The sequence below is a fragment of the Acidovorax sp. 94 genome (assembly GCF_003634645.1).
GTDB lineage: Bacteria > Pseudomonadota > Gammaproteobacteria > Burkholderiales > Burkholderiaceae_C > Acidovorax > Acidovorax facilis.
The window spans coordinates 1654118-1676574 of record NZ_RBJA01000001.1 but is presented as its reverse complement, the minus strand read 5'-3'; the positions used below and the strand labels follow the sequence as shown (position 1 = coordinate 1676574).

Annotated in this window: 20 protein-coding genes; 10 read left to right on the top strand and 10 right to left on the bottom strand. The window is 65.5% G+C overall.

What is annotated here, in order from left to right:
* Nucleotide 1 precedes the first annotated feature (1 nt).
* The 5 genes from C8C94_RS07795 to C8C94_RS07775 all read left to right on the top strand — a co-directional run bounded on the left by C8C94_RS07795 (nucleotide 2) and on the right by C8C94_RS07775 (nucleotide 5987).
* Nucleotides 2-766, top strand: a complete 765-nt coding sequence (locus tag C8C94_RS07795; protein WP_121420331.1) for a hypothetical protein — start codon at nucleotides 2-4, stop codon at nucleotides 764-766.
* 157 nt (nucleotides 767-923) lie between these two features.
* Nucleotides 924-2207: a hypothetical protein gene (locus C8C94_RS07790; protein ID WP_121420330.1), complete on the top strand. Its 1284-nt coding sequence runs from the start codon at nucleotides 924-926 to the stop codon at nucleotides 2205-2207.
* Nucleotides 2208-2321: 114 nt separating this feature from the next.
* Nucleotides 2322-3440, top strand: coding sequence for an IS110 family transposase (locus tag C8C94_RS07785; protein ID WP_121419543.1), 1119 nt, complete (start codon nucleotides 2322-2324; stop codon nucleotides 3438-3440).
* A gap of 602 nt (nucleotides 3441-4042) precedes the next feature.
* Entirely contained in the window at nucleotides 4043-5242 is a 1200-nt protein-coding gene (locus C8C94_RS07780) for a GGDEF domain-containing protein (RefSeq protein WP_055396758.1), read from the top strand.
* Between the two features lie 115 nt (nucleotides 5243-5357).
* The gene (locus C8C94_RS07775; protein ID WP_121420329.1) at nucleotides 5358-5987 is read left to right on the top strand and encodes a DUF1569 domain-containing protein; all 630 of its coding nucleotides are present in this window, start codon (nucleotides 5358-5360) and stop codon (nucleotides 5985-5987) included.
* Nucleotides 5988-6127: 140 nt separating this feature from the next.
* Here C8C94_RS07775 and C8C94_RS07770 read toward each other — a convergent pair whose 3' ends face one another.
* Entirely contained in the window at nucleotides 6128-6784 is a 657-nt protein-coding gene (locus C8C94_RS07770; protein ID WP_121420328.1) for a hypothetical protein, read from the bottom strand.
* Between the two features lie 154 nt (nucleotides 6785-6938).
* Between C8C94_RS07770 and C8C94_RS07765 the strand changes: the two genes are divergently transcribed.
* Genes C8C94_RS07765 through C8C94_RS07755 form a run of 3 tightly spaced genes read left to right on the top strand, consistent with a single transcriptional unit; the run spans nucleotide 6939 to nucleotide 11909 of the window.
* Complete coding sequence (locus C8C94_RS07765; protein ID WP_121420327.1) at nucleotides 6939-8006, top strand: HlyD family secretion protein; 1068 nt, start codon at nucleotides 6939-6941, stop codon at nucleotides 8004-8006.
* Nucleotides 8003-10774, top strand: coding sequence for a ribosome-associated ATPase/putative transporter RbbA (gene rbbA / locus C8C94_RS07760; protein WP_121420326.1), 2772 nt, complete (start codon nucleotides 8003-8005; stop codon nucleotides 10772-10774). Before C8C94_RS07765 ends, rbbA begins: the two co-directional genes overlap by 4 nt.
* A gap of 1 nt (nucleotide 10775) precedes the next feature.
* Nucleotides 10776-11909, top strand: coding sequence for an ABC transporter permease (locus tag C8C94_RS07755; RefSeq protein WP_121420325.1), 1134 nt, complete (start codon nucleotides 10776-10778; stop codon nucleotides 11907-11909).
* A 58-nt stretch (nucleotides 11910-11967) separates the two neighbouring features.
* On the opposite strand, the gene C8C94_RS07750 is transcribed toward C8C94_RS07755, so the two are convergent.
* Nucleotides 11968-13242 carry an amidohydrolase family protein gene (locus C8C94_RS07750; protein ID WP_121420324.1) on the bottom strand — a complete coding sequence of 425 codons (1275 nt, stop codon included), beginning with the start codon at nucleotides 13240-13242 and terminating at the stop codon, nucleotides 11968-11970.
* A 125-nt stretch (nucleotides 13243-13367) separates the two neighbouring features.
* On the opposite strand from C8C94_RS07750, the gene C8C94_RS07745 reads away from it, so the two are divergent.
* A complete protein-coding gene (locus C8C94_RS07745; RefSeq protein WP_121420323.1) occupies nucleotides 13368-13760 on the top strand; it encodes a VOC family protein in 393 nt (130 codons plus the stop codon).
* A 64-nt stretch (nucleotides 13761-13824) separates the two neighbouring features.
* Here the strand turns inward: C8C94_RS07745 and C8C94_RS07740 are convergent, their stop codons facing one another.
* The 7 genes from C8C94_RS07740 to C8C94_RS07710 all read right to left on the bottom strand — a co-directional run bounded on the left by C8C94_RS07740 (nucleotide 13825) and on the right by C8C94_RS07710 (nucleotide 20835).
* Nucleotides 13825-14562 (bottom strand): AraC family transcriptional regulator, encoded by a 738-nt coding sequence (locus C8C94_RS07740; RefSeq protein ID WP_121420322.1) that lies wholly within the window; start codon nucleotides 14560-14562, stop codon nucleotides 13825-13827.
* 11 nt (nucleotides 14563-14573) lie between these two features.
* A complete protein-coding gene (locus tag C8C94_RS07735) occupies nucleotides 14574-15047 on the bottom strand; it encodes a hypothetical protein (RefSeq protein ID WP_121420321.1) in 474 nt (157 codons plus the stop codon).
* Nucleotides 15044-15967, bottom strand: a complete 924-nt coding sequence (locus C8C94_RS07730) for an ABC transporter permease (protein WP_055396734.1) — start codon at nucleotides 15965-15967, stop codon at nucleotides 15044-15046. The genes C8C94_RS07735 and C8C94_RS07730 overlap by 4 nt, the downstream gene beginning before the upstream one ends.
* Nucleotides 15968-16081: 114 nt before the next feature.
* Complete coding sequence (locus C8C94_RS07725) at nucleotides 16082-17143, bottom strand: ABC transporter permease (protein WP_121420320.1); 1062 nt, start codon at nucleotides 17141-17143, stop codon at nucleotides 16082-16084.
* 19 nt (nucleotides 17144-17162) lie between these two features.
* Nucleotides 17163-18719: an ABC transporter ATP-binding protein gene (locus C8C94_RS07720; protein WP_121420319.1), complete on the bottom strand. Its 1557-nt coding sequence runs from the start codon at nucleotides 18717-18719 to the stop codon at nucleotides 17163-17165.
* A complete protein-coding gene (locus tag C8C94_RS07715; RefSeq protein ID WP_199731219.1) occupies nucleotides 18720-19685 on the bottom strand; it encodes a 5'-methylthioadenosine/S-adenosylhomocysteine nucleosidase in 966 nt (321 codons plus the stop codon).
* A 139-nt stretch (nucleotides 19686-19824) separates the two neighbouring features.
* Entirely contained in the window at nucleotides 19825-20835 is a 1011-nt protein-coding gene (locus C8C94_RS07710; RefSeq protein ID WP_121420318.1) for a BMP family protein, read from the bottom strand.
* 366 nt (nucleotides 20836-21201) lie between these two features.
* On the opposite strand from C8C94_RS07710, the gene C8C94_RS07700 reads away from it, so the two are divergent.
* Nucleotides 21202-21741 carry a hypothetical protein gene (locus C8C94_RS07700; protein WP_199731217.1) on the top strand — a complete coding sequence of 180 codons (540 nt, stop codon included), beginning with the start codon at nucleotides 21202-21204 and terminating at the stop codon, nucleotides 21739-21741.
* A 63-nt stretch (nucleotides 21742-21804) separates the two neighbouring features.
* Here the strand turns inward: C8C94_RS07700 and upp are convergent, their stop codons facing one another.
* Nucleotides 21805-22452, bottom strand: coding sequence for a uracil phosphoribosyltransferase (gene upp, locus C8C94_RS07695; protein WP_121420316.1), 648 nt, complete (start codon nucleotides 22450-22452; stop codon nucleotides 21805-21807).
* Nucleotides 22453-22457 lie beyond the last annotated feature (5 nt).

Genomic DNA, 22457 nt, shown 5'->3' with positions numbered 1-22457 from the left:
CATGAGCAGCAACAACCAACACCTCGCCCTTATCACCAAGACCACTAGCCTGATCGCGGCTGGCGACATCGTGGGCGCCGAATCGGCCTTGTCGGAGCTGGCGGATGCTGAGGGCGACAACGCCTTGATGGTGGTGCTGGACCAGCTGGCCCCCAAGGACATTCTGGCCGTGATGCGCGAGTACGACGAGTCCAAGGCCTCTGTGGTCAACATGCTGGTGACGCCTGAGCAGTTCGCGCGCGCCATGGTGCTTGAAAAGCAGTACAAGGACCTCACCCACACGCACCTGCGCAGCATGGTCAACGCGGTCATCTTCCGCGACGATGCCGACCCGGTGGAGTTTCTTACTGCCATTGGCGACCTGGACGGTGGCGCCGAGGCCTTGGCCAACTACTTTGCCGAAAAGTGGAGCCGCATCGAAGCCTTTGCCCGCACCGGCACGTTTGACGCGGTGGAAGACTATGGCCCCACGCTGACCGACGACGAACTGCTCGCCTCGGGCTACGTGCAGCCGCGCATCGATCTGGACGAGGTGGCCGACCGCGACTGGATGCAGATGGCCTGGCTGCTGCGCTACGAGTGCCGCGACCTGTTCATCGAAACCTTGCTGGTGCTGCGCGCCAAGGCACGTGCCTTTGACCTGGGCCTGGAAGAGGGCGACGAATCGCCCGCCGAGGAAGACGACGGCAAATTCGAGACCAGCGAGACGGATCGCGGCAAGGCCACGCCCGCCGCACGTACGTCGGATGAGGAATCGGCGATTTGAGATGAAGCACCCCCTGAGTCGCTTCGCGCCTTCACCCCTCTCTCGCATTGCTGCGCAACGCGGGAGGGGGACGCCCCCAGCGCTGCGGGGCGGCCCTTGCGCGGGGGCGCTGGCCTTCGCAGCGCCAGTTTCAACGGCTGCGGGAATGGCCCACTAAATGACCATCGACGAACAGTCCTCTACCCAGGCTGCGGGGGCCAACACGCTGCAGCTCCACGACGCCCGTCCTTTCTTTGAAAAGGCGCTGGCCTATGGCGTCCAGCATGGCGTGATTGGTGCCGACAAGCTGGCCGCCATCAATGCCGATGCGCCCAAGGGCATGGTGCAGATTGCCCGCTACTTTGGCAGCGAGTTTTTGCGGCCCGAGCTGGAGAAGGCGCGTGACCGCATGGTCAACCTCATCAGCCTGTACCTGCTCGATACCACTGAGGGCGACCTGCACCAGGCCGCCATCTCGCTGCGCGACCATTCGTTGCTGTCGCGCTCCAAGGGCGGCTCAGACATGCTCAAGCGCCTGATTGGCATGCCCGAGAGCAGCAACTTTGGCATGGCGGGCTATGCCGATGCCGAGACCCCGCTGCTGGCCGTGTGGTCACTGCGCAGCCATGCTGACTACCGGGCTGAGCTGGCGCGCCGTACGCAGATTGCGCAGGCCATCCATGCCGCCCAGTGGCTGGCCGAGCAGTTCGACCTGGACCCGGACGAGCTCGAAGCTGCGGGTGCCGATGCTGAAGCCGTCATCCGCACCGGCCTGCTCATGCTGGCCCTGGCGCCCAGGGCCATGGATCTGGGCGAATGGCCGAACACCGTCGCGTTCGAAAAAATGCTGATGGCACAGCGCAAGAAGAAGCTGGCGCCGCCTTCACAGCTGCGCCTGCCCCCCGGTTTGCCTGCTGAACTGCGCGAGGTGATGTTGGCGCACTGCGCCAGTGTGCTGGCCGACCTGCCGAGGCTGCTGGATTCCGCCACACTGGTGCGTACGCTGCTGCGCCCCACCGGCGCTTTCCGCGCGCGCTACTTTCTGCTGGACGACCCGCTGGCCGAGGTGGACAACTTCCACCGCAGCCTTGATGCGCTGGAGGAGGGCGAGGAACCCCCGCTGCCCGCCAGCAAGACCTGGACAAAAACCACCCAGGGCAACGATGACGAGCATTCGCTGCTCACGCTGTTCCTGTGCCTGGCTGCGGGTGTGCCCAAGAAAACCCTGCTGACCGAAAAGACCGCCGCCAGCCTGGTGCGCAAACTGCGCAAATCCGGCCTGCAGCCCGCGTTGGCCACCGAGTTCATCCGCACCCACGCGCCCGGTGTGCACCAGCAGGACTACATCGCGCTGTGGACCAGCTTTGTGCAGGACGCAGAAAAAACCTTGCTCAGCGACATGGACTACCAGATGCACGATGCCCTGGCCCTGCTGCGCCGGGAATGCAATGTGGTGGGCTAGACATCATGGTCGCCGCCCCTCGACTAGGCGGCCGGTCTCCCACATCGTAGGTTGCGTCCAAGGACGTAGAGCTACATGCTGTGACTTGCGTCGTCAGCAACAAGGAGACCGACCATGCAAGAGAGTAGCAAGATTCACGTGGGATTGGACGTCCACAAAGACAGCATCAGCATCGCAGCGGCCGAGCCCGGGCGCATGCCTGGGCGCCTGATAGGCAAGGTCACGCACGATGTGAACAAGCTGTTCAAGGTGTTGACCAAGGTCGGCAACGCCGATCAGCTGCACATCGTGTACGAGGCCGGGCCTACCGGCTTTGGCCTTCAGCGCGCCTTGCAAAGCAAGGGTTACCTGTGCGAGATCATTGCCCCCTCGCAGATCCCGCGCCGCCCGGGAGACAGGATCAAGACCGACGGGCGCGACTGCGTTCAATTGGCCGAGTGCTCTCGCGCTGGCCAGTTGAGCGCCGTGTGGATCCCCGACCCAGAGGACGAAGCGATCCGCGACCTGTCGCGGGCGCGCGAAGACGCGGTCAACACTCGCGTGCAGGCCCGCCACCAACTCAAGGGGTTCTTGCTGCGCCACGACGTGCGCTACACCGGCAAAACTTCGTGGTGCGGCGCCTACTACCGCTGGCTGGGAACACTGAACTTCGGTGCTGGCGCCACGCAGACGGCATTTACCGAATACTGGCAAGCCGTGACGGCAGCAGATGACCGTGTGGACCGGCTGACGAAGGCGCTACAGGCCTCGATCACTGGCTGGCGCTTTGAGCCCGTGGTGGCTGCGCTGCAGGCGCTGCGTGGTATTGCCGCGATCACGGCGATTGGTCTGGTGGCAGAGATTGGAGATCTGGGGCGCTTTGCGCATCCCCGCAAGCTCATGGGGTATCTCGGCCTGGTTCCCGCGGAGCACTCCAGTGGTCAGCGCACGAGCCGGGGCAGCATCACCAAGACAGGCAACGCACACGCCCGGCGGCTGCTGACCGAAGCTGCCTGGAACTACCGCTTCAAGGCGCGCATCGGCAAACAAGCGCAGATCAGGCAACAAGATCTGTCCGAGCCGATACGAAGGATGGCATGGACAGCGCAGTTGCGACTGACACAGCGCTTCGCGGCGTTGAGTGCACGTGGCTTGCAGGCCAACAAAGCCTGCATCGCCGTCGCAAGAGAGTTGGCAGGCTTCATCTGGGCCATCGGCATGCAGGCGCAGCGCGAGCAAGGCCAAACCATCTGAAAGAAAAGAGGCAGGACAAGCAAGCAGCAGGATCGATCTGGCGATGCGATACGGGCCACGATAGGGCAACCCTCGAGACTCCTACCAGGGCACCGCAAGGCAGATCCCCGACGCTAGAGCGAGGCAGGCCCACGACGAATCGATGAAGTGCTGGTAACCAATCCGCGGATATGAGTCTGATTCATCGTCGCTGCTAACGCTCGTGTCGCATCACCCGATTGATCCTGAGAGCACACCAAATGAGGCACTGACAGTATTGACAATGGCGACCATATGAGGAGGCTGCGCGGCAGAAGGAACATCGGCTGCAACGCGCGATAAACCGGTCTCGCGCGGTACCACCTCCTGCGCCCAGGGGCCCACCCTAGGCTTGTCGGTAGCACCACGCGATCCTCGGTTTTCGCACGTCTCGCTTCCATGCCTTCTTCCGCGCAGCCTCCTAGCCGCGAACGGCACGCTGCGGGCTTGGCGCCGTCATCCGCCCAATTTATCCCATGTGCACCAGGCGGCACCTTTACACAGGTCAAGGAAAGGTGCCGCGCAGCGCGGTGCCCGGCAGCGGTCCGGTTAACATTCCAGCCGCCCGCCAGCCCGCCCTCAAAGTGCACAGCCCCACACTCCTCATCATTGCAGCGCTTCTGACTGCGCTCGTCACCACGGTGTTGTATGCCGTGTGGTCGTTCAACCGGAACATCCCCGGCCTGCGCCTGTGGATGGTGTCGTTCCTGCTGGGGTCGGTGTTCAGCGTGAGTCTGCTGGTACGGGACTGGTTTCCCGAGGTGGTGGCGGTGGTGATCTCGCAAGGTTCGGTGTCGCTGGCAGCCTACCTGTGCCTGATGGCCAGCCGCATGTACATGGGGCGACGCCCGTTTTCTCATTGGTATGCGGTCGTGGGTATCGGGGCCCTGATGGTCGCGTCGGTGTATTTCACCGTGGTGCAGCCCCATCTGGGCATGCGGTTTGTTTTTGTGGGGCTGGGTGCGGGCATCTGCTTTTTGCTCACGGCGCGCACGATGGCCGATGGTGGTGTGCGCCGCGTGCCCGCGCGCTACCTGTTTGCGTTGGTGGCGGGTCTGCATGGCCTGTTTTTGTTGCTGCGTCCGGCACTGTTCAAGCTTGCTCCCGTTGCGCCCGGCGGCTTGCCAGACGCCGGACTGGTGGCTCTGGTATCGCAGTTTGTTCTGCTGGAGGCCATTGTGGCCGTGGTGTTGCTGGGGTTTGGTGCGCTGATGCTGGCCAACGAGTTCATCACCAGCGAGCTGCGGCACCTGGCCGAGATGGACCCGCTGACCAACGTGTTCAACCGCCGCGCGTTTCTCACGCTGCTGGACAAGGCCATCAGCGCCGCCCAGCGCACCGGGACGGCTGTGCCCGTGCTGGTGATGGACCTGGATCACTTCAAGAACATCAACGACACCTGGGGTCACCGGGCGGGTGACGATGTGCTGCGCCATTTTGTGATGCTGGCCCACCGTTGCCTGCGCAAGGAAGACGTGATGGGGCGCCTGGGGGGCGAAGAGTTCGCCATCTTCCTGCCCAACGCGAGCGCCGCTGGTGCCCTGGCCGTGGCTGAACGCCTGCGCGCGCTGGTCGAAGCCCAGCCAGTGGCCACGGGCCCGCAGTCCATCCCGCTGACCGTGAGTGTGGGCGTCACCCTGTGTGCCCACGGCGACGCGGCGGGCGCTGCGCTGCAGCGCGCCGACGAGGCCATGTACCTGGCCAAGGAGCGCGGACGCAACCGCGTGGAAGTGTCTGAAAAAATCTTGGGCACTCCGGTGGCGCCAGCAGCGACTGCTGCTTGAGCCGCCGTACGCACCGCCTGTGTCGGCTGCCCGACCTTCGCTGCGCCGCTGCAGCATTTGCTGGCGGCAAAATGGTGGGCAACCCTTCGGCCCACAACAACCTGATCACCATCCCATGGCAAGCAATCCCCACGGCAGCAATCCGGGCGCCCCGTTCGATGTGTTGCCAACACCACCCGCTGCACCGCGCAGGGCGTTCCTCCGTTCGGGTACGGGGTTGGTCACCCTGGGTGTGGTGGCGGTCTCTGGTGCTGGTTATCTGCTTTACCGGCCCGGAAACGATCGGCAACTCGTCTTTGGCACCCTGGCGGGCGCCATGCAAGAGGTAGAACGCCTTGCAGGCGCGGCGGTCCAGCCGCTGGCACCCGCCACGGCCTGGAACTGGTCGCAGACGCTGGAGCACTGCGCGCAGAGCATCGAGTTCTCGCTGCAGGGTTTTCCGGCCCCCAACTCGGCGCTGTTCCAGAACACGCTGGGTGCAGCAGCTTTCAACGTGTTTGCCCTGCGCGGCCGCATGAGCCACAACCTGGCAGAACCCATTCCCGGCGCGCCCGCGCTGGATGCGTCCACGCCCGACGCGTCAGCGGCCCTGGCCCGGCTGCGCAAGGCCGTGCAGGACTTTGCCGCCCATGCCGGGCCGCTGCAGCCGCACTTTGCCTACGGGGCGTTGAGCCGCGCGCAGTACGAGCAGGCGCACGCCATGCACCTGGCCAATCACCTGTCGGCTTTTGATGTGCGGGGCTGAGTGGAGGGCTGGTGCAACGCGTGCGGTGTGGGCCGCGGAATTCAACCCTGACTGAGATTGTTTGCTATAAATAATATAGCTATTAGCGCTTGTTCAATAAGCGCTGGAGCCATTTTTCTTAACATTTTCTGATTGTCAGATCAGCCCAGATCGTCAAAGTCCCACTGGGCGCACAGCGCCTCAAAGCGATCGGCGTCCAGGGCGCTCAGGAACAAGCCCGGCTCTGCAAGCTCCCCCTCGGCATGCAGGTACCACACCAGCGCCTGCGGCCCCACGGTGAAGATGCGCAGCCCCGCTACATCCACCACGGCCTGCGCCTGCATGGCGTGCAGCAGCGCTGCCAGGTCCCCCTGCGTTGAGAACCCATGGCACGCGCGCATGCCGCAGAACGGGTAGCCACCCTGGGCCATCTGGTAGTAGGCGATGGTGTGCAAAAACGCATCCAGGCCCAGGTCTTCCTCGTGCCAGTCGGGGGCGTCCAGGTCGGTGGTTTGCCATACCCGCTGCTGCGCATCGGTGGCCCACCAGCACACGGCCTGGTTTTCTTCCAGAAACAGCAGCTTGTCGCCCAGGCACTCCAAATCCTGCAGCGGCGCAAACCGCTGAAAACCGGCCATCAAATCGGCACGCCTGCCCACGGCGGCGTAGTAAGCGCGCAGGGCAGGGGGCACCTGGCACCCCAGGCGATGGCTTGCGGCAGCCAGTTCATCTTCCGTCAGCCCGTCTTCGGCGCTGACAGGACGGCCCAGCAGCCAGGCCAGGGTGTCGGAAAGGGGCGGGGGGGTGAAGGCGGTCATGGGTTTCGGTTGCGAGAGCCACGCGCGGCCGGTGCAAGCCGGATGTTGGGGGGACGATTGATGCAGGTCAAGAGAGGGCGTGCTGCAGCTTGGGGCAACGTGGAGTGCAAAGCTACCATCCCCCGATGGGCCCATGTGCCCACAAGGATGGACCATGAGCAAGCAATGGAAGATCGCCGCGGCCCTGGCCGTGGTGCTGCTGGGGGGATGGCTGCTGCTGCGCTGGGCGCCCTGGCAGGCCCAGGGGCCAGGCCCCGGTTTTGTGAGCGGCAACGGCCGCATTGAGGCCACCGAGATCGCCGTGGCCACCAAGCTGGCGGGCCGCGTGCTGGAGGTGCTGGTGGCCGAGGGCGACTTCGTAAAAGCCGGCCAACCCCTGGCCCGCATGCAGATCGACGGCCTGCAGGCCCAGCGTGAAGAAGCCGTGGCCCGGCTGCAGCAGGCACAGCTGGCCATCAGCAGCGCCCAGGTGCAGGTGGCCCAGCGCGAAAGCGACTACCAGGCCGCGCTGGCCGTGGTAGCCCAGCGCGAGAGCGACCTCGACACCGCCCGCCGCCGTCTGCCGCGCTCTGAGCAGCTGGCGCGCGAAGGCTTTTTTTCCAGCCAGTTGCTCGATGATGACCGCGCCAAGGTGCGCAGCCAGCAGGCTGCCGTGACCGCTGCCAAAGCCCAGGCCAAGGCCGCACAGGCGGGCATTGGGGCATCGCGCACGCAGGTGACCAGTGCCGAGGCCAATGTGCGCGCGCTGCAGGCCACGCTGGCCCGCATTGATGTGGAGCTGGCCGACAGTGAGCTCAAGGCCCCGCGCGACGGCCGCGTGCAGTTTCGCGTGGTGCAGCCCGGCGAGGTGGTGGGCGCGGGCGCACGGGTGCTGCAGCTGGTGGACCTGAGCGACGTGTACATGACCTTCTTCTTGCCCGAGACCGTGGCGGGCCGGGTAGCGCTGGGCAGCGAGGTGCGCATCGTGCTCGATGCCGCGCCGGGCTTTGTGATCCCGGCCACCGTGTCGTTTGTGGCCAGCACCGCGCAGTTCACGCCCAAGACGGTGGAGACCGCCAGCGAGCGCCAGAAGCTCATGTTCCGCGTGCGGGCCCAGATCGACAAGGCGCTGCTGCTGCGCCACCAGGACCAGGTCAAGACCGGCCTGCCCGGCGTGGCCTGGCTGCGGGTAGACCCCGCAGTGGAATGGCCCGCTAATCTCGCTGTCAAGGCCGGCCAGTGAACCTCCCCGGCAGCGCGGCACCCGTGGCCCGCCTGCGTGGCGTGGGCCAGCGCTACGGGCGCACGGTGGCGCTCGCAGACATCGATTTGGAAGTGGCCGCGGGCCGCATGGTGGGCCTGATCGGGCCGGATGGCGTGGGCAAGTCCAGCCTGCTGGCGCTGGTGGCGGGCGCACGCGCGGTGCAGCAGGGCACCGTGGAGGTGCTGGGCGGCGACATTGCCAAAGGCCGCCACCGCAGCCGGGTGTGCCCCCGCATCGCCTACATGCCCCAGGGCCTGGGCAAGAACCTGTACCCCACGCTGTCGGTGGAAGAGAACCTGCAGTTTTTTGGCCGCCTGTTCGGGCACGACGCGGCCGAGCGGCGTCGCCGCATTGACGAACTCACGCGCAGCACCGGCCTGCACCCGTTTCTGGCACGGCCTGCGGGCAAGCTCTCGGGCGGCATGAAACAAAAGCTGGCCCTGTGCTGCGCACTCATCCACGACCCCGACCTGCTCATCCTGGACGAACCCACCACCGGCGTGGACCCGCTGGCGCGCGCGCAGTTCTGGGATCTGATCGGCCGCATCCGCGCAGCGCGGCCGGGCATGAGCGTGATCGTGGCCACGGCCTACATGGAAGAGGCGCAGCGCTTTGAATGGCTGGTGGCCATGGACGAAGGGCACATTCTGGCCACGGGTACGCCTGCCGAGCTGATGGCCCGCACCGGGCATGATGCGCTGGAGCAGGCCTTTGTGGCACTGCTGCCCGAGGCCAAGCGCCGGGGCCACCAGGCGGTGCAGATTCCGCCGCTGGACCGGTCGCAGGCTGGCGATGCCACCAACGTCGCCATCGAGGCGCGCGACCTCACCATGCGGTTTGGCGACTTTGTGGCGGTGGACCATGTGAGCTTTCGCATCCAGCGCGGCGAGATCTTTGGCTTTCTGGGCAGCAATGGCTGCGGCAAGTCCACCACCATGAAGATGCTTACCGGCCTGCTGCCTGCCAGCGACGGGCAGGCCTGGCTGTTTGGCCAGCCGGTGGACCCCAAGGACATGGCCACGCGGCGGCGCGTGGGCTACATGTCGCAGGCGTTCTCGCTGTACAGCGAGCTGTCGGTGGAGCAGAACCTGGTGCTGCATGCCCGCCTGTTCCACGTGCCCGAGGTCGAGGTGCCCGCGTGCGTGGCGGCCATGCTGGAGCGCTTTGACCTGCAGGCCGTGCGCAGTTCGTTGCCCATGAAGCTGCCGTTGGGCATGCGCCAGCGCCTGTCGCTGGCCGTGGCCATGGTGCACCAGCCCGAGCTGCTGATCCTGGACGAGCCCACCTCGGGCGTGGACCCCATGGCGCGCGACAACTTCTGGCGCCTGATGGTGGAGCTGGCGCGGCGCGACAAGGTCACCATCTTCATCTCTACCCACTTCATGAACGAGGCCGAGCGCTGCGACCGCATCTCGCTGATGCACGCAGGGCGCGTGCTGGAAAGCGCTGCGCCGCAGGAGATCGTGGCCAAGCGCGGCGCCGCCACGCTGGAAGAAGCCTTCATCGGCTACCTGGAAGATGCTGCGGGCACGGCCCACGCTCCTGTGTCCGTGGCGGCTTCGGGCCCCACTGCGCTATCGCCGGTGTCCGCGCCCAATGCACCCACTTGGCCCACCCGCCTGCGCCAGAGCCTGGCCCGCATCCACAGCACCCAGTGGCGCGAAGCGCTGGAGCTGCGCCGCGACCCGGTGCGGGGCGCCATGGCGCTGCTCGGCTCGCTGATCCTGATGTTCGTGATGGGCTACGGCATCAGCATGGACGTGGAGAACCTGCGCTTTGCCGTGCTGGACCGCGACCAGACCGCGCTGAGCCGCGCCTATACGCTGAACCTGGCGGGCTCGCGCTACTTCACCGAGCAGCCGCCGATCACCACCTATGCCGAGCTGGATGCGCGCATGCGCTCCGCCGAGATATCGCTGGCGCTGGAGATCCCGCCCGGCTTTGCCCGCGACGTGGCACGCGGCCAGCCGGTGCAGATCGGCGCCTGGGTGGACGGCGCCATGCCGCAGCGCGCCGAAACCGTCATCGGCTACGCCCAGGGCCTGCACCAGCAATGGCTGGTGGAGCAAAGCCGCAGCCGCACGGGCGTGGTGCCCCGGGGCCTGCTGGAGGTGGAGCCGCGCTACCGCTACAACCCCGACGTGCGCAGCCTGCCGTCCATGGTGCCTGCCGTGATCCCGCTGCTGTTGCTCATGCTGCCCGCCATGCTCACGGCCCTGGCCGTGGTGCGCGAGAAGGAGCTGGGCTCCATCATCAACCTGTATGTCACGCCGACCACACGCACCGAATTCATGCTGGGCAAGCAGCTGCCCTATGTGCTGCTGGCGCTGTTCAACTTTGGCCTGATGTGCCTGGCAGCGGTGACGGTGTTTGGCGTGCCGATGACGGGAAGTTTTGCCACGTTGACATTGGCCGCCGTGGTGTTCAGCCTGTGCTCCACGGGCATGGGCCTCCTGGCCTCCACCGTCACGCGCAGTCAGATTGCGGCGATGTTCTTTGCCATGGTGGGCACGATTATTCCGGCCGTGCAGTTTGCGGGGCTCATCAACCCCGTGTCGTCCATGACGGGCTTTGCGCGCTGGTTCGGAGAGGCCTACCCGGCCAGCCACATGTTCACCATCAGCCGGGGCGTGTTCAACAAGGCGCTGGGCCTGCAGGATTTGCAGGCCGAGTTCTGGCCCATGCTGGTGGCGGTGCCCATCATCATCGGCACCGCCATTGCGCTCCTCAAAAAGCAGGAGACCTGACATGGCACTGCGTGGCCGGTGGTCGAACATATTTCGGTTAGGCATCAAGGAGCTGTGGAGCCTGTGGCGCGACCCGGCCATGCTGTTCCTCATCGTCTACACCACCACGCTGGCGGTGTACTCGGCGGGCATGGCGCAGCCTGAGACGCTGTACCACGTGCCCATTGCCGTCGTGGACGAGGACGACTCGGCGCTGTCCCGGCGCATCGCCACGGCGTTTTATGCGCCCCAGTTCACACGCCCCGCCATGATCAGCATGCGCGAGGTAGACCCGTTGCTGGATGCTGGCCGCTTCACGCTGGTGCTGCATATTCCCGCCCATTTCCAGCGCGACGTGCTGGCGGGCCGGGTGCCGCAGGTGCAGCTCAACATCGACGCCACGCGCATGGGGCAGGCGTTTGCGGCCAACGGGGCGGTGCAGCAGATCGTGCAGCTGGAGGTGGCGGAGTTCGTGCAGCGCGACCGCACCGTGGCCGAGCAACCCATCGAGCTGACGGTGCGCTCGCGCTTCAACCCGGCGCTCAACCCTGCGTGGTTTGGGTCGCTGATGGAGTTGATCAACATTGTGACCATGCTCTCCATCATCCTCACCGGCGCCGCGCTGATCCGCGAACGCGAGCATGGCACAGTGGAGCACCTGCTGGTCATGCCTGTCACCCCGGGCGAGATCATGCTGGCCAAGGTCTGGGCCATGGCGCTGGTGGTGCTGGTCGCTACCTGGGTGTCGCTCACGGCGGTGATCCGCTGGGCGATTGGCGTGCCCATCGAGGGCTCGGTGCCGCTGTTTCTGCTGGGGGCCACGTTGCATCTGTTCGCCACCACGTCCATGGGCATCTTCATGGCCACGGTGGCGCGCAGCATGCCGCAGTTCGGGCTGCTGATGGTGCTGGTAATGATGCCGCTGGAGATGCTGTCGGGCGGCATGACGCCCCGCGAGAGCATGCCCTTGTGGGTGCAGTACGTTATGGCGCTGGCGCCCACCACGCACTTCACCGAACTGGCCCAGGCCATCCTCTACCGGGGCGCGGGCTGGGCGGTGGTGTGGCCGTCGCTGGTGTGGCTGCTGGGCATTGGGGCGGTGCTGTTCAGCCTGGCGCTGGCGCGGTTTCGCAAGACGATTGCGCGCATGGCGTAGATGCTTGGGATACTATTGAATTTGTAGCATGTTGCGCTTGTTGGATAAGCGCCAGGGGCTAATTGGACGTGAAATCCACGCTGCAGGGCCGCCCCGGCAGGTGCAGTTGCGCCACGGGTGCCGGGCTGCTGGCGAGCCGCTGGCCCCGCCGCCATACGCCCAGGCGGGTGGCCCGCAACGCAATCGCCTCGACAGGGGTGCGTGCGTGCAGCAGCACGAAGTCTGCATGGCAGCCGGGCGCCATGCCATAGCCCTCCAGCCCCAGCAGGCGCGCGGGGTTTACCGTCACCGCATCAAAACACTGGCGCATGCCTGCCTGGCTGGTCATCTGGCCCACATGCAGGCCCATGTGCGCGGCCTCCAGCATGTCGCCGCTGCCGCCGCTGTACCAGGGGTCCAGCACGCAGTCATGGCCAAACGCGACCGTGAGGCCTGCGGCCATCAGCTCGGGCACGCGGGTCATGCCCCGGCGCTTGGGGTAGGTGTCGTGGCGGCCCTGCAAGGTGATGTTGATGAGAGGGTTGGCCACCACGCCCAGATCGGCCTCGGCCATCAGGGGGATGAGCTTGCTCACGTAGTAGTTGTCCATGCTGTGCATGGAGGTGAGGTGCGAGCCGGTCACCCGGCCGTGCAGGCCCAGGCGCTGGGTTTCAAAAGCCAGGGTTTCGACATGGCGCGAGTGCGGGTCGTCGGATTCGTCGCAGTGCATGTCCACGCGCTTGCCGCGTTCGGCGGCCAGCTCGCAGAGGATCTTCACGCTCTCGGCCCCCTGGGCCATCGTGCGTTCGAAGTGAGGAATGCCGCCCACCACGTCCACGCCCATATCCAGAGCCCGTTTCAGGTTGTCGAGCCCGCCCGGCGCGCGCAGCACGCCGTCTTGCGGGAAGGCCACGAGCTGCAAATCCAGGTAGGGCGCCACGCGCTGTTTCACATCCAGCAGGGCCTGCACGGGCAGCAGGCTGGGGTGGCTCGTGTCCACGTGGCTGCGAATGGCCAGCAGTCCGCGCGCCACGGCCATGTCGCAATAGCGCAGGGCGCGCTCTACGATGGCCTCGTGCGTCAGCGTCGGCTTGAGCTCGCCCCACAGTGCAATGCCTTCGAGCAGCGTGCCACTCTCGTTCACGCGCGGCTGGCCGTAGCTCAGGGTCGAATCCATGTGGAAATGCGCATCCACAAACGGCGGGCTCACCAGCAGGCCACCGGCATCTACCGTCTCATGCGCGGGCGCTTGCAGGCCCTCGGTCACTTCGGCAATGCGGCCGTTCTGCACGGCAATCGACATGTTCTGGCGGCCATCGGGCAGGGTGACGTGGGTGATGAGCAGGTCGAGCATGGCGTGGGCGGTTCAGGTCGTAGTGTCGGGTTTTTTCAAGACGTGAGCGGGCTCTGTGCCTAAGCTCTGGGTCTCGCTTTGCGCATCAACGTTTTAGCGCATCCATTCTTACAAAGGCAGCTCTCATGCAATTTTGCTACACGATTCTCTACGTCGAAGACGTTCCAAAAACCATCGCTTTTTACGAAGCTGCCTTCGGCTTTGCTCGCCGCTTTGTGCACGAGGCAGGCGACTTTGGCGAGTTGGACACCGGAGCCACCGCACTGGCCTTCTCGTCGCTGCGGCTGATGGCCGAGTTGGGCAAGAATCCGCAGCGCGCGTCGGCCGATGCGCCCAGTTTCGAGATCGCGTTCACCACGGCCGACGTGGCCGCCGCTGTGCAGCGCGCGGTGGATGCCGGTGCGCGCCTGGTGCAGGCGCCGGAGCAGATGCCCTGGGGCCAGACCGTGGCCTATGTGGCGGATATCAACGGGGCGCTGGTGGAGCTGTGCACGCCTGTGGGGCCGCCGGCCGCTTGAACTGTGGGGATCACTTCTGCGCTGGCAGCGTCGCCCTGTCATCAGCGCCAAGTGCACACAACAATCAGGCATAGCCCGCCTGTGCCACCGTGGCCAGCAGTTGCGGTGCGCCGCGCAATGACGCAGGTGTTTGCCCTAGCCAGCGCAGGCAATCGCGGCTGAAGTGCGCCTGGTCGGCAAAGCCGTGATCCGCCGCAATTTCGGCCAGCGGCTGCACAGTGCCCAAGGCCTGTGCTGCTCTGCGCACGCGGGCCAGGGCGCGCCAGAAGCGGGGCGTTTGGCCGGTGGTACGTTGGGTCAGGCGCTCCAGGCTGCGCTCTGAGACTCCCAGGCTGTGCGCCGCCGCGCCCACGGTGCGGCAATGCGCCAGCGCGCGAAGCGCTTCTTGCGCACGCGGGTCTATGCGGGTGTGCTGGTCGATGGCTTCCAGCAACAAGGCTTCCGGCGCCGTTGTGCTACCACCGGCCAAGTTGGAGGAGGGCCGCCCTGCGCGGTGCTGGGCCTGCTGCCAGATAGCTTGTGCTGACCTCAACAAGGCTGGCGCGTCAATGCGGGTGCCCGGTACAAGGCGAAAGCCCAGCCATTGCTCGCCCGCACGCCCCGGCACGACCATTGCGGCATCGGCCAATGCAGAGATATGCCAGGCAGACTGGCCGCGCGCATTGGTATGCAGGATGAGGTCGCTGCAGCCATCGGGCAACACCGTGGTGGGGTTGGCGTCGGTGGTGTCGAACTGCCAACGCGCCAGTACCGTGGGTGGCAGCGCAGCAGGTGCGATGGGATGAACCGGTGTGGCGGGCATGGTCGAGGGGCTCAGCGCTTCTGAGTAGTGCGAAAACGCACATCGCCTGGCTTGTGCCCTGCATCGATGGTGATGCGGAAAGCACGGTCTCCATGGCCCGACTCCGCCCGGGCCGTAAAACGAATGCCTCGGCGCGTGGCCTGGCAGTTCATTTGGCTCAGCGTGAGGGAGGCGTGGTCGTTGTTGATCTGCGCAAAGCTCTCGGAATGGACCTCGGTGGCACTGTCGGTGCTGTCGCGCACGATCCACTGCAGGTACAAGAACGACTGCGCGTAGCGTGTGGCGTGCACGATGCGATACATGCCGCGGCTTTCTCCGGGCTGCTCGGGCGCGGGCCACTGGCCACAGACCTTGATCCAGTCCACATCGGGTGCAGTGGCAAAGGATTCATACGGCATCTCCATCCCCAGTGCGTGGGCCTGGCCCGCGCACGCCAGCACAGCCGGGGCCAGCCAACGGACAAAAGTATCTGGAACAAGCTTCATCGCTCTCCCTTGCGATACGGCTTCATCAGCGCCTGCGGATACGCGGCTTTGCGTGCCACGAGCACCAGCGCCAGAATGGACAGCAGGTAGGGCAGCATCAGATAGACCTGGTACGGCAGCCAGGCATCGCCCGCCTGCTGGAGGCGCAGCTGCAGCGCATCGAAGAAGGCAAACAGCAGGGCCCCCAGCAACGCCTTGCCGGGCCGCCACGACGCAAACACCACCAGCGCCACGCAGATCCAGCCGCGGCCGTTGATCATGTTGAAGAAAAACGCGTTGAAGGCCGACAGCGTGAGAAATGACCCCGCCACGCCCATCAACGCCGAGCCTGCCACGATGGCGCCCGTGCGTGTGGCCGCCACCGAGATGCCCTGGCCTTCGGCCGCCTGCGGGTTCTCGCCCACCATGCGCACGGCCAGGCCGAGCGGTGTGCGCAGCAGCACCCAGGCCAGCAGCGGCACCAGCAGCAGGGCCAGCAGCGTGAGTGGCGTCTGTGCCGACAGGATCGGAATGCCCAGCCACTCCATGGGTGCAAACGGTTCGATCGTGGGCGGCGTGTTCACCTTGGGGAAGCTCACGCGGTAGCCGTAGTAGCTGAGCGCCGTGGCCAGCAGCGTGATGCCGAGCCCCGACACATGCTGCGACAGCGCCAGCCCCACGGTCAACCAGGCGTGCAATAGCCCGAAGACAGCGCCGGTGAGCGCCGCCACCAGCACCCCGGTCCACAATCCATGGCCTGCATACACCGTGAGCCAGCCGGTAAAGGCCCCGGCCACCATGATCCCTTCAATGCCCAGGTTGAGCACACCCGCGCGTTCGCACAGCAAAACCCCCAGCGTGCCCAGGATGAGCGGGGTGGCCACGCGCAGTGTGGCGATCCAGAACGCGGGGTTGGCGAGGATGTCGAGCAGTTCGGTCATGCGGCTGCTCCGGTATGGTTTGCTTTGTTTTTGATAGCTAAAAAGGCATGATGGACGCGCGGTAACGGCCCATTTTTCTTGAAATTCTGGTGTGAATGAAGGTTCATGCCGCCCTCACTTCCAGCGCACGCGGTACTGCGTGAGCAGCCCCGCCACGAGCACCGCGATCAGCGAGGTTGCCACGATCACATCCGCAATGTAGGTCGGCACGCCCACCGCACGGCTCATGCTGTCGGCACCCACCAGCACGCCCGCCACAAAGGTGCCCGCCGCAATCACGCCCAGCGGGTGCAGCCCCGCCAGCATGGCAATCACAATGCCGCTGTAGCCGTAGCCGGGCGACATGTCGAGCGTCACATACCCAGTGCGGCCCGCCACCTCGATGGCACCCGCCAGCCCCGCCAGCCCGCCAGAGAGCAGGGCGACCAGAACGACAGTGCGGGTGATGGGCACGCCCGCAAACCCCGCCGCCCGTGCATTGGCCCCGGCCGCGCGAATGTCAAACCCCGGCACCGTGCGCGCCAGCAGCGCCCACAGCATCACGGCCAGAGAGATGGCCCACAGCAGCCCCGTGTGCAGCCGCGTCTGCGGCACCAGCTTGGAAAGTTCCAGGTCGCCCTGCAGCGCCACACTCTGCGGCCAGCCCATCGAGAGCGGGTCTTTCATCGGCCCGTCCAGCAGGGCCGACACCAGCAGCAGCATGATGAAGTTGAGCAGCAGCGTGGTGACGACCTCGTCCACCCCCAGCCGCGCCTTCATCAGCGCCGGGCCCAGCAGCAGCGCGGCCCCGGCCAGCGCAGCCGCCAGCATCATGAGCGGGAAGAGCAGGTAGGGCGACCACTCCAGTCCCGTGCCGCCGTGCATGCCGCCCACGGCCACGGCGGCCAGCGCGCCTGCATAGAGCTGACCCTCAGCCCCAATGTTGAACAGCCGGGCGCGGAAGGCCACGGCGGCTGCCAGCCCGGTCAGGATCAGCGGCGTGGCGCGGGTGAGGGTTTCGGTCAGCGCGAACACTGAGCCGAACGCGCCTTGCAGCAGCAATGCATAAGTCTGGCCCACGGGCGCATCGGCCCACAGCACCAGCAGGGCGCTGACGATCAATGTGAACACCACGGCGCCCACCGGTGCCAGCACATAGGCGGCGGGGGAGGTGTGGTTGCGTTTTTCGAGTCTCATGGATTTTTCTTGTTGTCGCTCAGTGGGTCGCTCCGGCCATGGCAAGGCCGATGGCTTCGCGCGTCCAGTCTTCTGCGGGCCGGGCCTCGCTCAAGTGCCCGTCGTGCATCACTGCCACGCGGTCGCCCAGCGCCAGCACTTCGTCCAGGTCGTCGGAGATCAGCAATACCGCAGCACCACTGTCGCGAGCGTTGATGAGCTGCTGCTGCACAAACATCACCGCACCAATGTCCAGCCCCCAGGTCGGTTGGTGGGCAACGATGAGCTGGGGCGCTTGCGCGGTGCTGCCTGAGGCATCCTTGGGCGGCATCAGGGCCCGGCCCAGGATGAGCTTTTGCATGTTGCCGCCCGACAGCGCCCGCGCAGGCGCATCGGGCCCGCCGCCGCGCACGTCAAAGGTCTCGGCAACGCGCTGCGCATGCTGGCGTGCCGCTCGGCGCTTGACCCAGAAGGCACGGAACCACGGGTGTGCAAACGAAGGGCCGCGCAGGCGTTCGGACACGGCGTTCTCCCACACGGGCAGGTCGCCCACGACGCCCACGGCGTGCCGGTCTTCGGGGATGCGGGCCACGCCCTGGCTCACCAGCCACGCGGGCCGGGCTTGGAGCGGTGCGCCACGCAGCGTGACCGCGCCGGAGGAGGCCGCACGTACGCCACACAGTACATCGGCCAGCGCCACCTGGCCGTTGCCGCTGACGCCTGCAATTGCCACGATCTCGCCCGCGCGCAGGGTGAGAGACACATTGTTCAATCGATCGCGCCCCATGGGGGCAGTGCTGACGTTGCTCAGGGTGCAGACAGGCTCGCCTACATGCTGTGCTGGGCGGCGCTCGGCCACTTCGATCGCGTGGCCCACCATCCATTGCGCCAACTGCCCCTGCGTTGTGCCCTGTGCAGGCGCTTCGGCCACCAGCTTGCCCTGGCGCAGCACGGCCACGCGGTGGGACACGCGCAGCACCTCGCCGAGTTTGTGGCTGATGAAGATGATGGACAGGCCCTGCGCCACCATCTGCGCCAGGGTGTCGAACAGCGCTTCACTCTCTTGCGGGGTGAGCACGGCAGTGGGTTCATCCAGGATCAGGATGCGGGCGCCCCGGTAGAGCGCTTTCAAAATTTCGACCCGCTGGCGCTCGCCCACCGAAAGGCTGCCGACCTTCGCATCGGGGCTCACTGGCAGGCCAAACTGCTGCGAAACGGCCAGCAGCTTGGCCCGCGCTTCGCTGCGGCGCGAGAAGGGCTGCCACAGCGGCTCGCTACCCAGCAGCACGTTGTCCAGCACCGTGAGGTTGTCGGCCAGCGTGAAGTGCTGGTGCACCATGCCAATGCCCGCGGCCAGCGCCGCGCGCGGTTGGCCGGGCGGCAGGGGCTGGCCGAAGACTTCGATGCTGCCTTCGTCGGCCACGTAGTGCCCGAACAGGATGGACATCAGCGTGGACTTGCCCGCGCCGTTTTCGCCCAGCAGGGCCAGCACTTCGCCGCGCGCCAGCGTCAGGCTGATGTTGTCGTTGGCGACGAGCTTGCCGAAACGCTTGGTGATGCCCGACAGGCGCAGGACGGGCGCTGTGGTGGAGTCCATCTATTTCCAGGCCGCCAGAAACGCGCGCAGCACCTTTGCCGAATTCGCCGCCGCCAGGCCCATGAAGGTGCCCATTTCGTTCTCGCCCTCGCCGCCGCCCGCCAGATCGCTCAGCGAGCGGAACGCGATGTAGGGCACGCCGTTGCTGTGCGCCACCATGGCGGTGGCGGCGGTTTCCATGTCGAGCACGTTGGCCTCGAAGGTCTTGAACGCGTATTCGCGGAAGGTCTTGTTGTCCACAAAGGCCTGGCCCGATACGCCGTTGCCGCCCACCACCAGTTGTGGGCGCTGCTTCAGGCAGGTGGCGGCCAGGCAGTGTTCCAGGCCCACGTTCTGCAGGCTGCGGGCGGTGGCTAGCATCTTCGGGTCAGCTTCAAACCAGAACTTTTTGGAGAGCTTGGGCTGGGCTGCCGAGCGCACTTCGACCGGGCGCGGGTGCATCATGCCGAAGGCGGGCATCGTCAGCTCGCTTTTCATCCAGGCGGGGGCGCTGTACTGGCCGGGTTTGTCTTCACGCGCCATCAGCCATTCCATGTACTGGCCCCACTGCGCGGGCACCGTGACGTCACCAATGTGCAGGCTGGGGTTGACGCCGCCCGCAATGCCGCTGAAGACCACATGGCTCACATTGAAGCGGTCCAGCACCAACTGCGTGTTCATGGCCGCGTTGGTCATGCTGATGCCGGAGAGGAATACCACTACAGGCTTGCCCTCCAGCGTGCCGGTGGTGAACTCCACGCCGTTGATGCTGTGTTTGGCGGCCTGCTGCACCTGGGGCAGCAGCACGGTCAGCTCGGGGGCGAAGGCAGAGATGACGGCGATGCGGGGCGTGTCGTCCAGCCGCACCGCCGTCTTGCCGGGCGCGGTGGCGGCACAGCCTGCCACCACGGCGGCGAGGGTGAGGGTGCCCAGCAGGCGTGTGCACCGGGAGATCAGGGAGGGCTTGGCGGCGGGGAGGGATTGCATGGGTGTGGTGCCTCGTCAAAGAAAAACAGCGGTGCGCGCAGTCAACGCGAAAAAACAAACTGGCCACCGCTTTGCTGGGGTGGCCTGTGCACAGACTGGAACAGGGGCGGGCAGGGTGGGTGCCCGCCACATTCAGTGCTTACTTGGCCGTCGATTTCGGCTGGCTATCGTCTACCTTGACTGTGAACTTGCCCGCCAGGATGTCGGCCTCTTTCGCCTTGACCTTGGCCACGATGTCGGCGGGCACCTTCTTCTCGAACGTGCCCAGCGGCGCGAGTTCAGAGCCCTTGTGCTTCATCATCGAGTACGGGCCGTAGTCTTCGGCGGTGAACTTGCCTTCCTTGACCAGCTTGAGCGCACGGTCGATGCTGGGCTCCATGTGCCAGATGGCCGATGCCACCACCGTGTCGGGGTACTGCGGCTGGGTGTCGATCACGTTGCCGATGGCGAGCTTGCCCTTTTCCTTGGCCGCGTCACTCACGCCAAAGCGCTCGGCGTAGAGCACGTCGGCGCCTTTGTCGATCATTGCAAAGGTGGCTTCCTTGGCCTTGGGCGGGTCAAACCAGCTGTTGATGAAGGTGATGGTGAACTCGACCTTGGGGTTGGTCTCTTTGGCGCCCGCCATGAAGGCGTGCATCAGGCGGTTGACCTCGGGGATGGGGAAGCCACCCACCATGCCGATCTTGTTCGTCTTGGTCATGCCGCCCGCGACCATGCCGCTGAGGTACGCGGGCTCCTGGATGTAGTTGTCGAACACGCTGAAGTTGGGCGCCTGCGGCTTGCCCGACGAGCCCAGCAGAAACGACGTCTTGGGGAAGTCCTTGGCCACCTTGCGGGCGGCGGCTTCCACCGCAAAGGCTTCGCCCAGGATGAGCTGGTTGCCGCCGGTCGCGTATTCGCGCATCACCCGCTCGTAGTCGGCGTTGCTGACGTTCTCGCTGGCTTTGTATTCGATCTCGCCGCGTGCTTCGGCCGCCTTAAGCGCCTTGTGGATGCGGCTGACCCATTGCTGTTCAAAAGGCACCGTGTAGATCGCCGCAACCTTGAGCTTGGACTGCGCTGTGGCCAGCGATGGTGCGAGCGTCAGGGCTGTGGACAGGGCCATCGAGGTGCAGAGCAGGCTGCCAGTAAAGATGCGGCGAGTGGTCATGGTTGGGGTCCTTGTGAAATGCAACAAAAGGGGATGTGCGCTCGGGTCCAAGCAATAAGTATGCACACAAAGGGCATGGCGGTATCTTGATTGCAAGATGCAAGCGTTAAAACATTGTGTTTCGGTAGCCCCCGAAGTTCGCAAGCCCATCGCTGTCGAGCGTATTTCTCGCACTACCATCCTGCGCTCGAATGAGGGCGTCTGGACCGGCTGGCTGGTACGAGACGGCGCGGGGAGTTTTCAGGTGTCCCTTGAATTCGTTGGATGGATGCCGGGGGCGGCGCTGAAGACGGGGCCTTGCGAGGTTCCCCTGAACTCGCCCGAAGCGCTTGTGTGTGACTACAAAATGACTTGGGAGGGATTCTTGTGAAAGCATTGATGGCAGTGGCAACCGCAATGACGTTGGTCGGGTGTGCTTCGGTAACGAACGACACCACCCACGGCGTCCGCGTGGATACAAGGCAAAAGAGTGGCGCGGTGGTAGCTGGCGCCGACTGTGTGGCAACTAATGACTATGGATCGACAAGCTTCAAGTCTGGTGGCACGCAGGCACTGCGCCGTTCAGCGGGCGATATGACGATCGTCTGCACGAAGAATGGAGAGCAGCCAGCCAACGCACGCTTGATATCCCGCCCCAATGGCGGGATGGCGGGGAATATCGTCCTTGGCGGCGTCATCGGCGCAGTGGTGGACCATAACCGTGGTACAGCCTACACCTACCCGACCTGGGTGGAGCTGGTATTTGGCGAGTCGCTGGTGTTCGACCGATCGCTTCAGACCGGGGATGCCGTGGTGAAAGGCCTAGCGGCTGGCTCGGTTACGGCAAAGGCAAACGCACCCGCGCCCGGCCGTTCGAACACAACCTCGCACCAGTGCATGCAGCAGCTCCCTGGAGCCATCTGCTGAACTGCGGTACCCGCAGTATCAAAAAAGCCCCGCAAATACGGGGCTTTTTTGCGGGTGCGCAGCCTATTTGGTGCCAAAAATCCGGTCGCCCGCATCGCCCAGGCCCGGCAGGATGTAGCCGTGGTCGCTCAGTTCGCGGTCAATCGCTGCGGTGAAAATCGGTACGTCGGGGTGTGCCTTTTGCATGGTCGCGATGCCTTCGGGGGCGGCCAGCAGGCAGACGAACTTGATGGAGCGGGGGTTGAGCTTTTTCAGGCGGTCTACGCAGGCGGAGGCCGAGTTGCCGGTGGCCAGCATAGGGTCCACCACGATGATGTCGCGCTCGTCCATTTCGGACGGCATCTTGAAGTAGTACTCCACGGGCTGCAGCGTGGCCGGGTCGCGATACAGGCCGATGTGGCCCACGCGGGCGCCGGGCACCACGTTGAGCATGCCATCCAGGAACCCGTTGCCCGCGCGCAGGATGGAGACCAGCACCAGCTTCTTGCCGTCGATGACCTTGCCGGTCATGGTCTCCAGCGGGGTTTCAATCTCGATGTCCTGCAGCGGCATGTCGCGCGTGACTTCATACGCCATCAGCGTGCTTAGCTCCCCCAGCAAGCGACGAAAGCTGTTGGTGCTGGCGTCCTTTCGGCGCATGAGCGTGAGCTTGTGCTGGACGAGGGGGTGGGTGATGACGGTGACGTTGTTGTTGGTGCTGGCAGTGCTCATGGCGA

Excerpts from the sequence above, each read along its gene's own strand:
- C8C94_RS07795 (WP_121420331.1), top strand. The coding sequence starts at position 2 with ATGAGCAGCAACAACCAACACCTCGCCCTTATCACCAAGACCACTAGC.
- C8C94_RS07790 (WP_121420330.1), top strand. The coding sequence starts at position 924 with ATGACCATCGACGAACAGTCCTCTACCCAGGCTGCGGGGGCCAACACG.
- C8C94_RS07785 (WP_121419543.1), top strand. The coding sequence starts at position 2,322 with ATGCAAGAGAGTAGCAAGATTCACGTGGGATTGGACGTCCACAAAGAC.
- C8C94_RS07775 (WP_121420329.1), top strand. The coding sequence starts at position 5,358 with ATGGCAAGCAATCCCCACGGCAGCAATCCGGGCGCCCCGTTCGATGTG.
- C8C94_RS07770 (WP_121420328.1), bottom strand. The coding sequence starts at position 6,784 with ATGACCGCCTTCACCCCCCCGCCCCTTTCCGACACCCTGGCCTGGCTG.
- C8C94_RS07765 (WP_121420327.1), top strand. The coding sequence starts at position 6,939 with ATGAGCAAGCAATGGAAGATCGCCGCGGCCCTGGCCGTGGTGCTGCTG.
- C8C94_RS07755 (WP_121420325.1), top strand. The coding sequence starts at position 10,776 with ATGGCACTGCGTGGCCGGTGGTCGAACATATTTCGGTTAGGCATCAAG.
- C8C94_RS07750 (WP_121420324.1), bottom strand. The coding sequence starts at position 13,242 with ATGCTCGACCTGCTCATCACCCACGTCACCCTGCCCGATGGCCGCCAG.
- C8C94_RS07745 (WP_121420323.1), top strand. The coding sequence starts at position 13,368 with ATGCAATTTTGCTACACGATTCTCTACGTCGAAGACGTTCCAAAAACC.
- C8C94_RS07740 (WP_121420322.1), bottom strand. The coding sequence starts at position 14,562 with ATGCCCGCCACACCGGTTCATCCCATCGCACCTGCTGCGCTGCCACCC.
- C8C94_RS07735 (WP_121420321.1), bottom strand. The coding sequence starts at position 15,047 with ATGAAGCTTGTTCCAGATACTTTTGTCCGTTGGCTGGCCCCGGCTGTG.
- C8C94_RS07730 (WP_055396734.1), bottom strand. The coding sequence starts at position 15,967 with ATGACCGAACTGCTCGACATCCTCGCCAACCCCGCGTTCTGGATCGCC.
- C8C94_RS07725 (WP_121420320.1), bottom strand. The coding sequence starts at position 17,143 with ATGAGACTCGAAAAACGCAACCACACCTCCCCCGCCGCCTATGTGCTG.
- C8C94_RS07720 (WP_121420319.1), bottom strand. The coding sequence starts at position 18,719 with ATGGACTCCACCACAGCGCCCGTCCTGCGCCTGTCGGGCATCACCAAG.
- C8C94_RS07715 (WP_199731219.1), bottom strand. The coding sequence starts at position 19,685 with ATGCAATCCCTCCCCGCCGCCAAGCCCTCCCTGATCTCCCGGTGCACA.
- C8C94_RS07710 (WP_121420318.1), bottom strand. The coding sequence starts at position 20,835 with ATGACCACTCGCCGCATCTTTACTGGCAGCCTGCTCTGCACCTCGATG.
- upp (WP_121420316.1), bottom strand. The coding sequence starts at position 22,452 with ATGAGCACTGCCAGCACCAACAACAACGTCACCGTCATCACCCACCCC.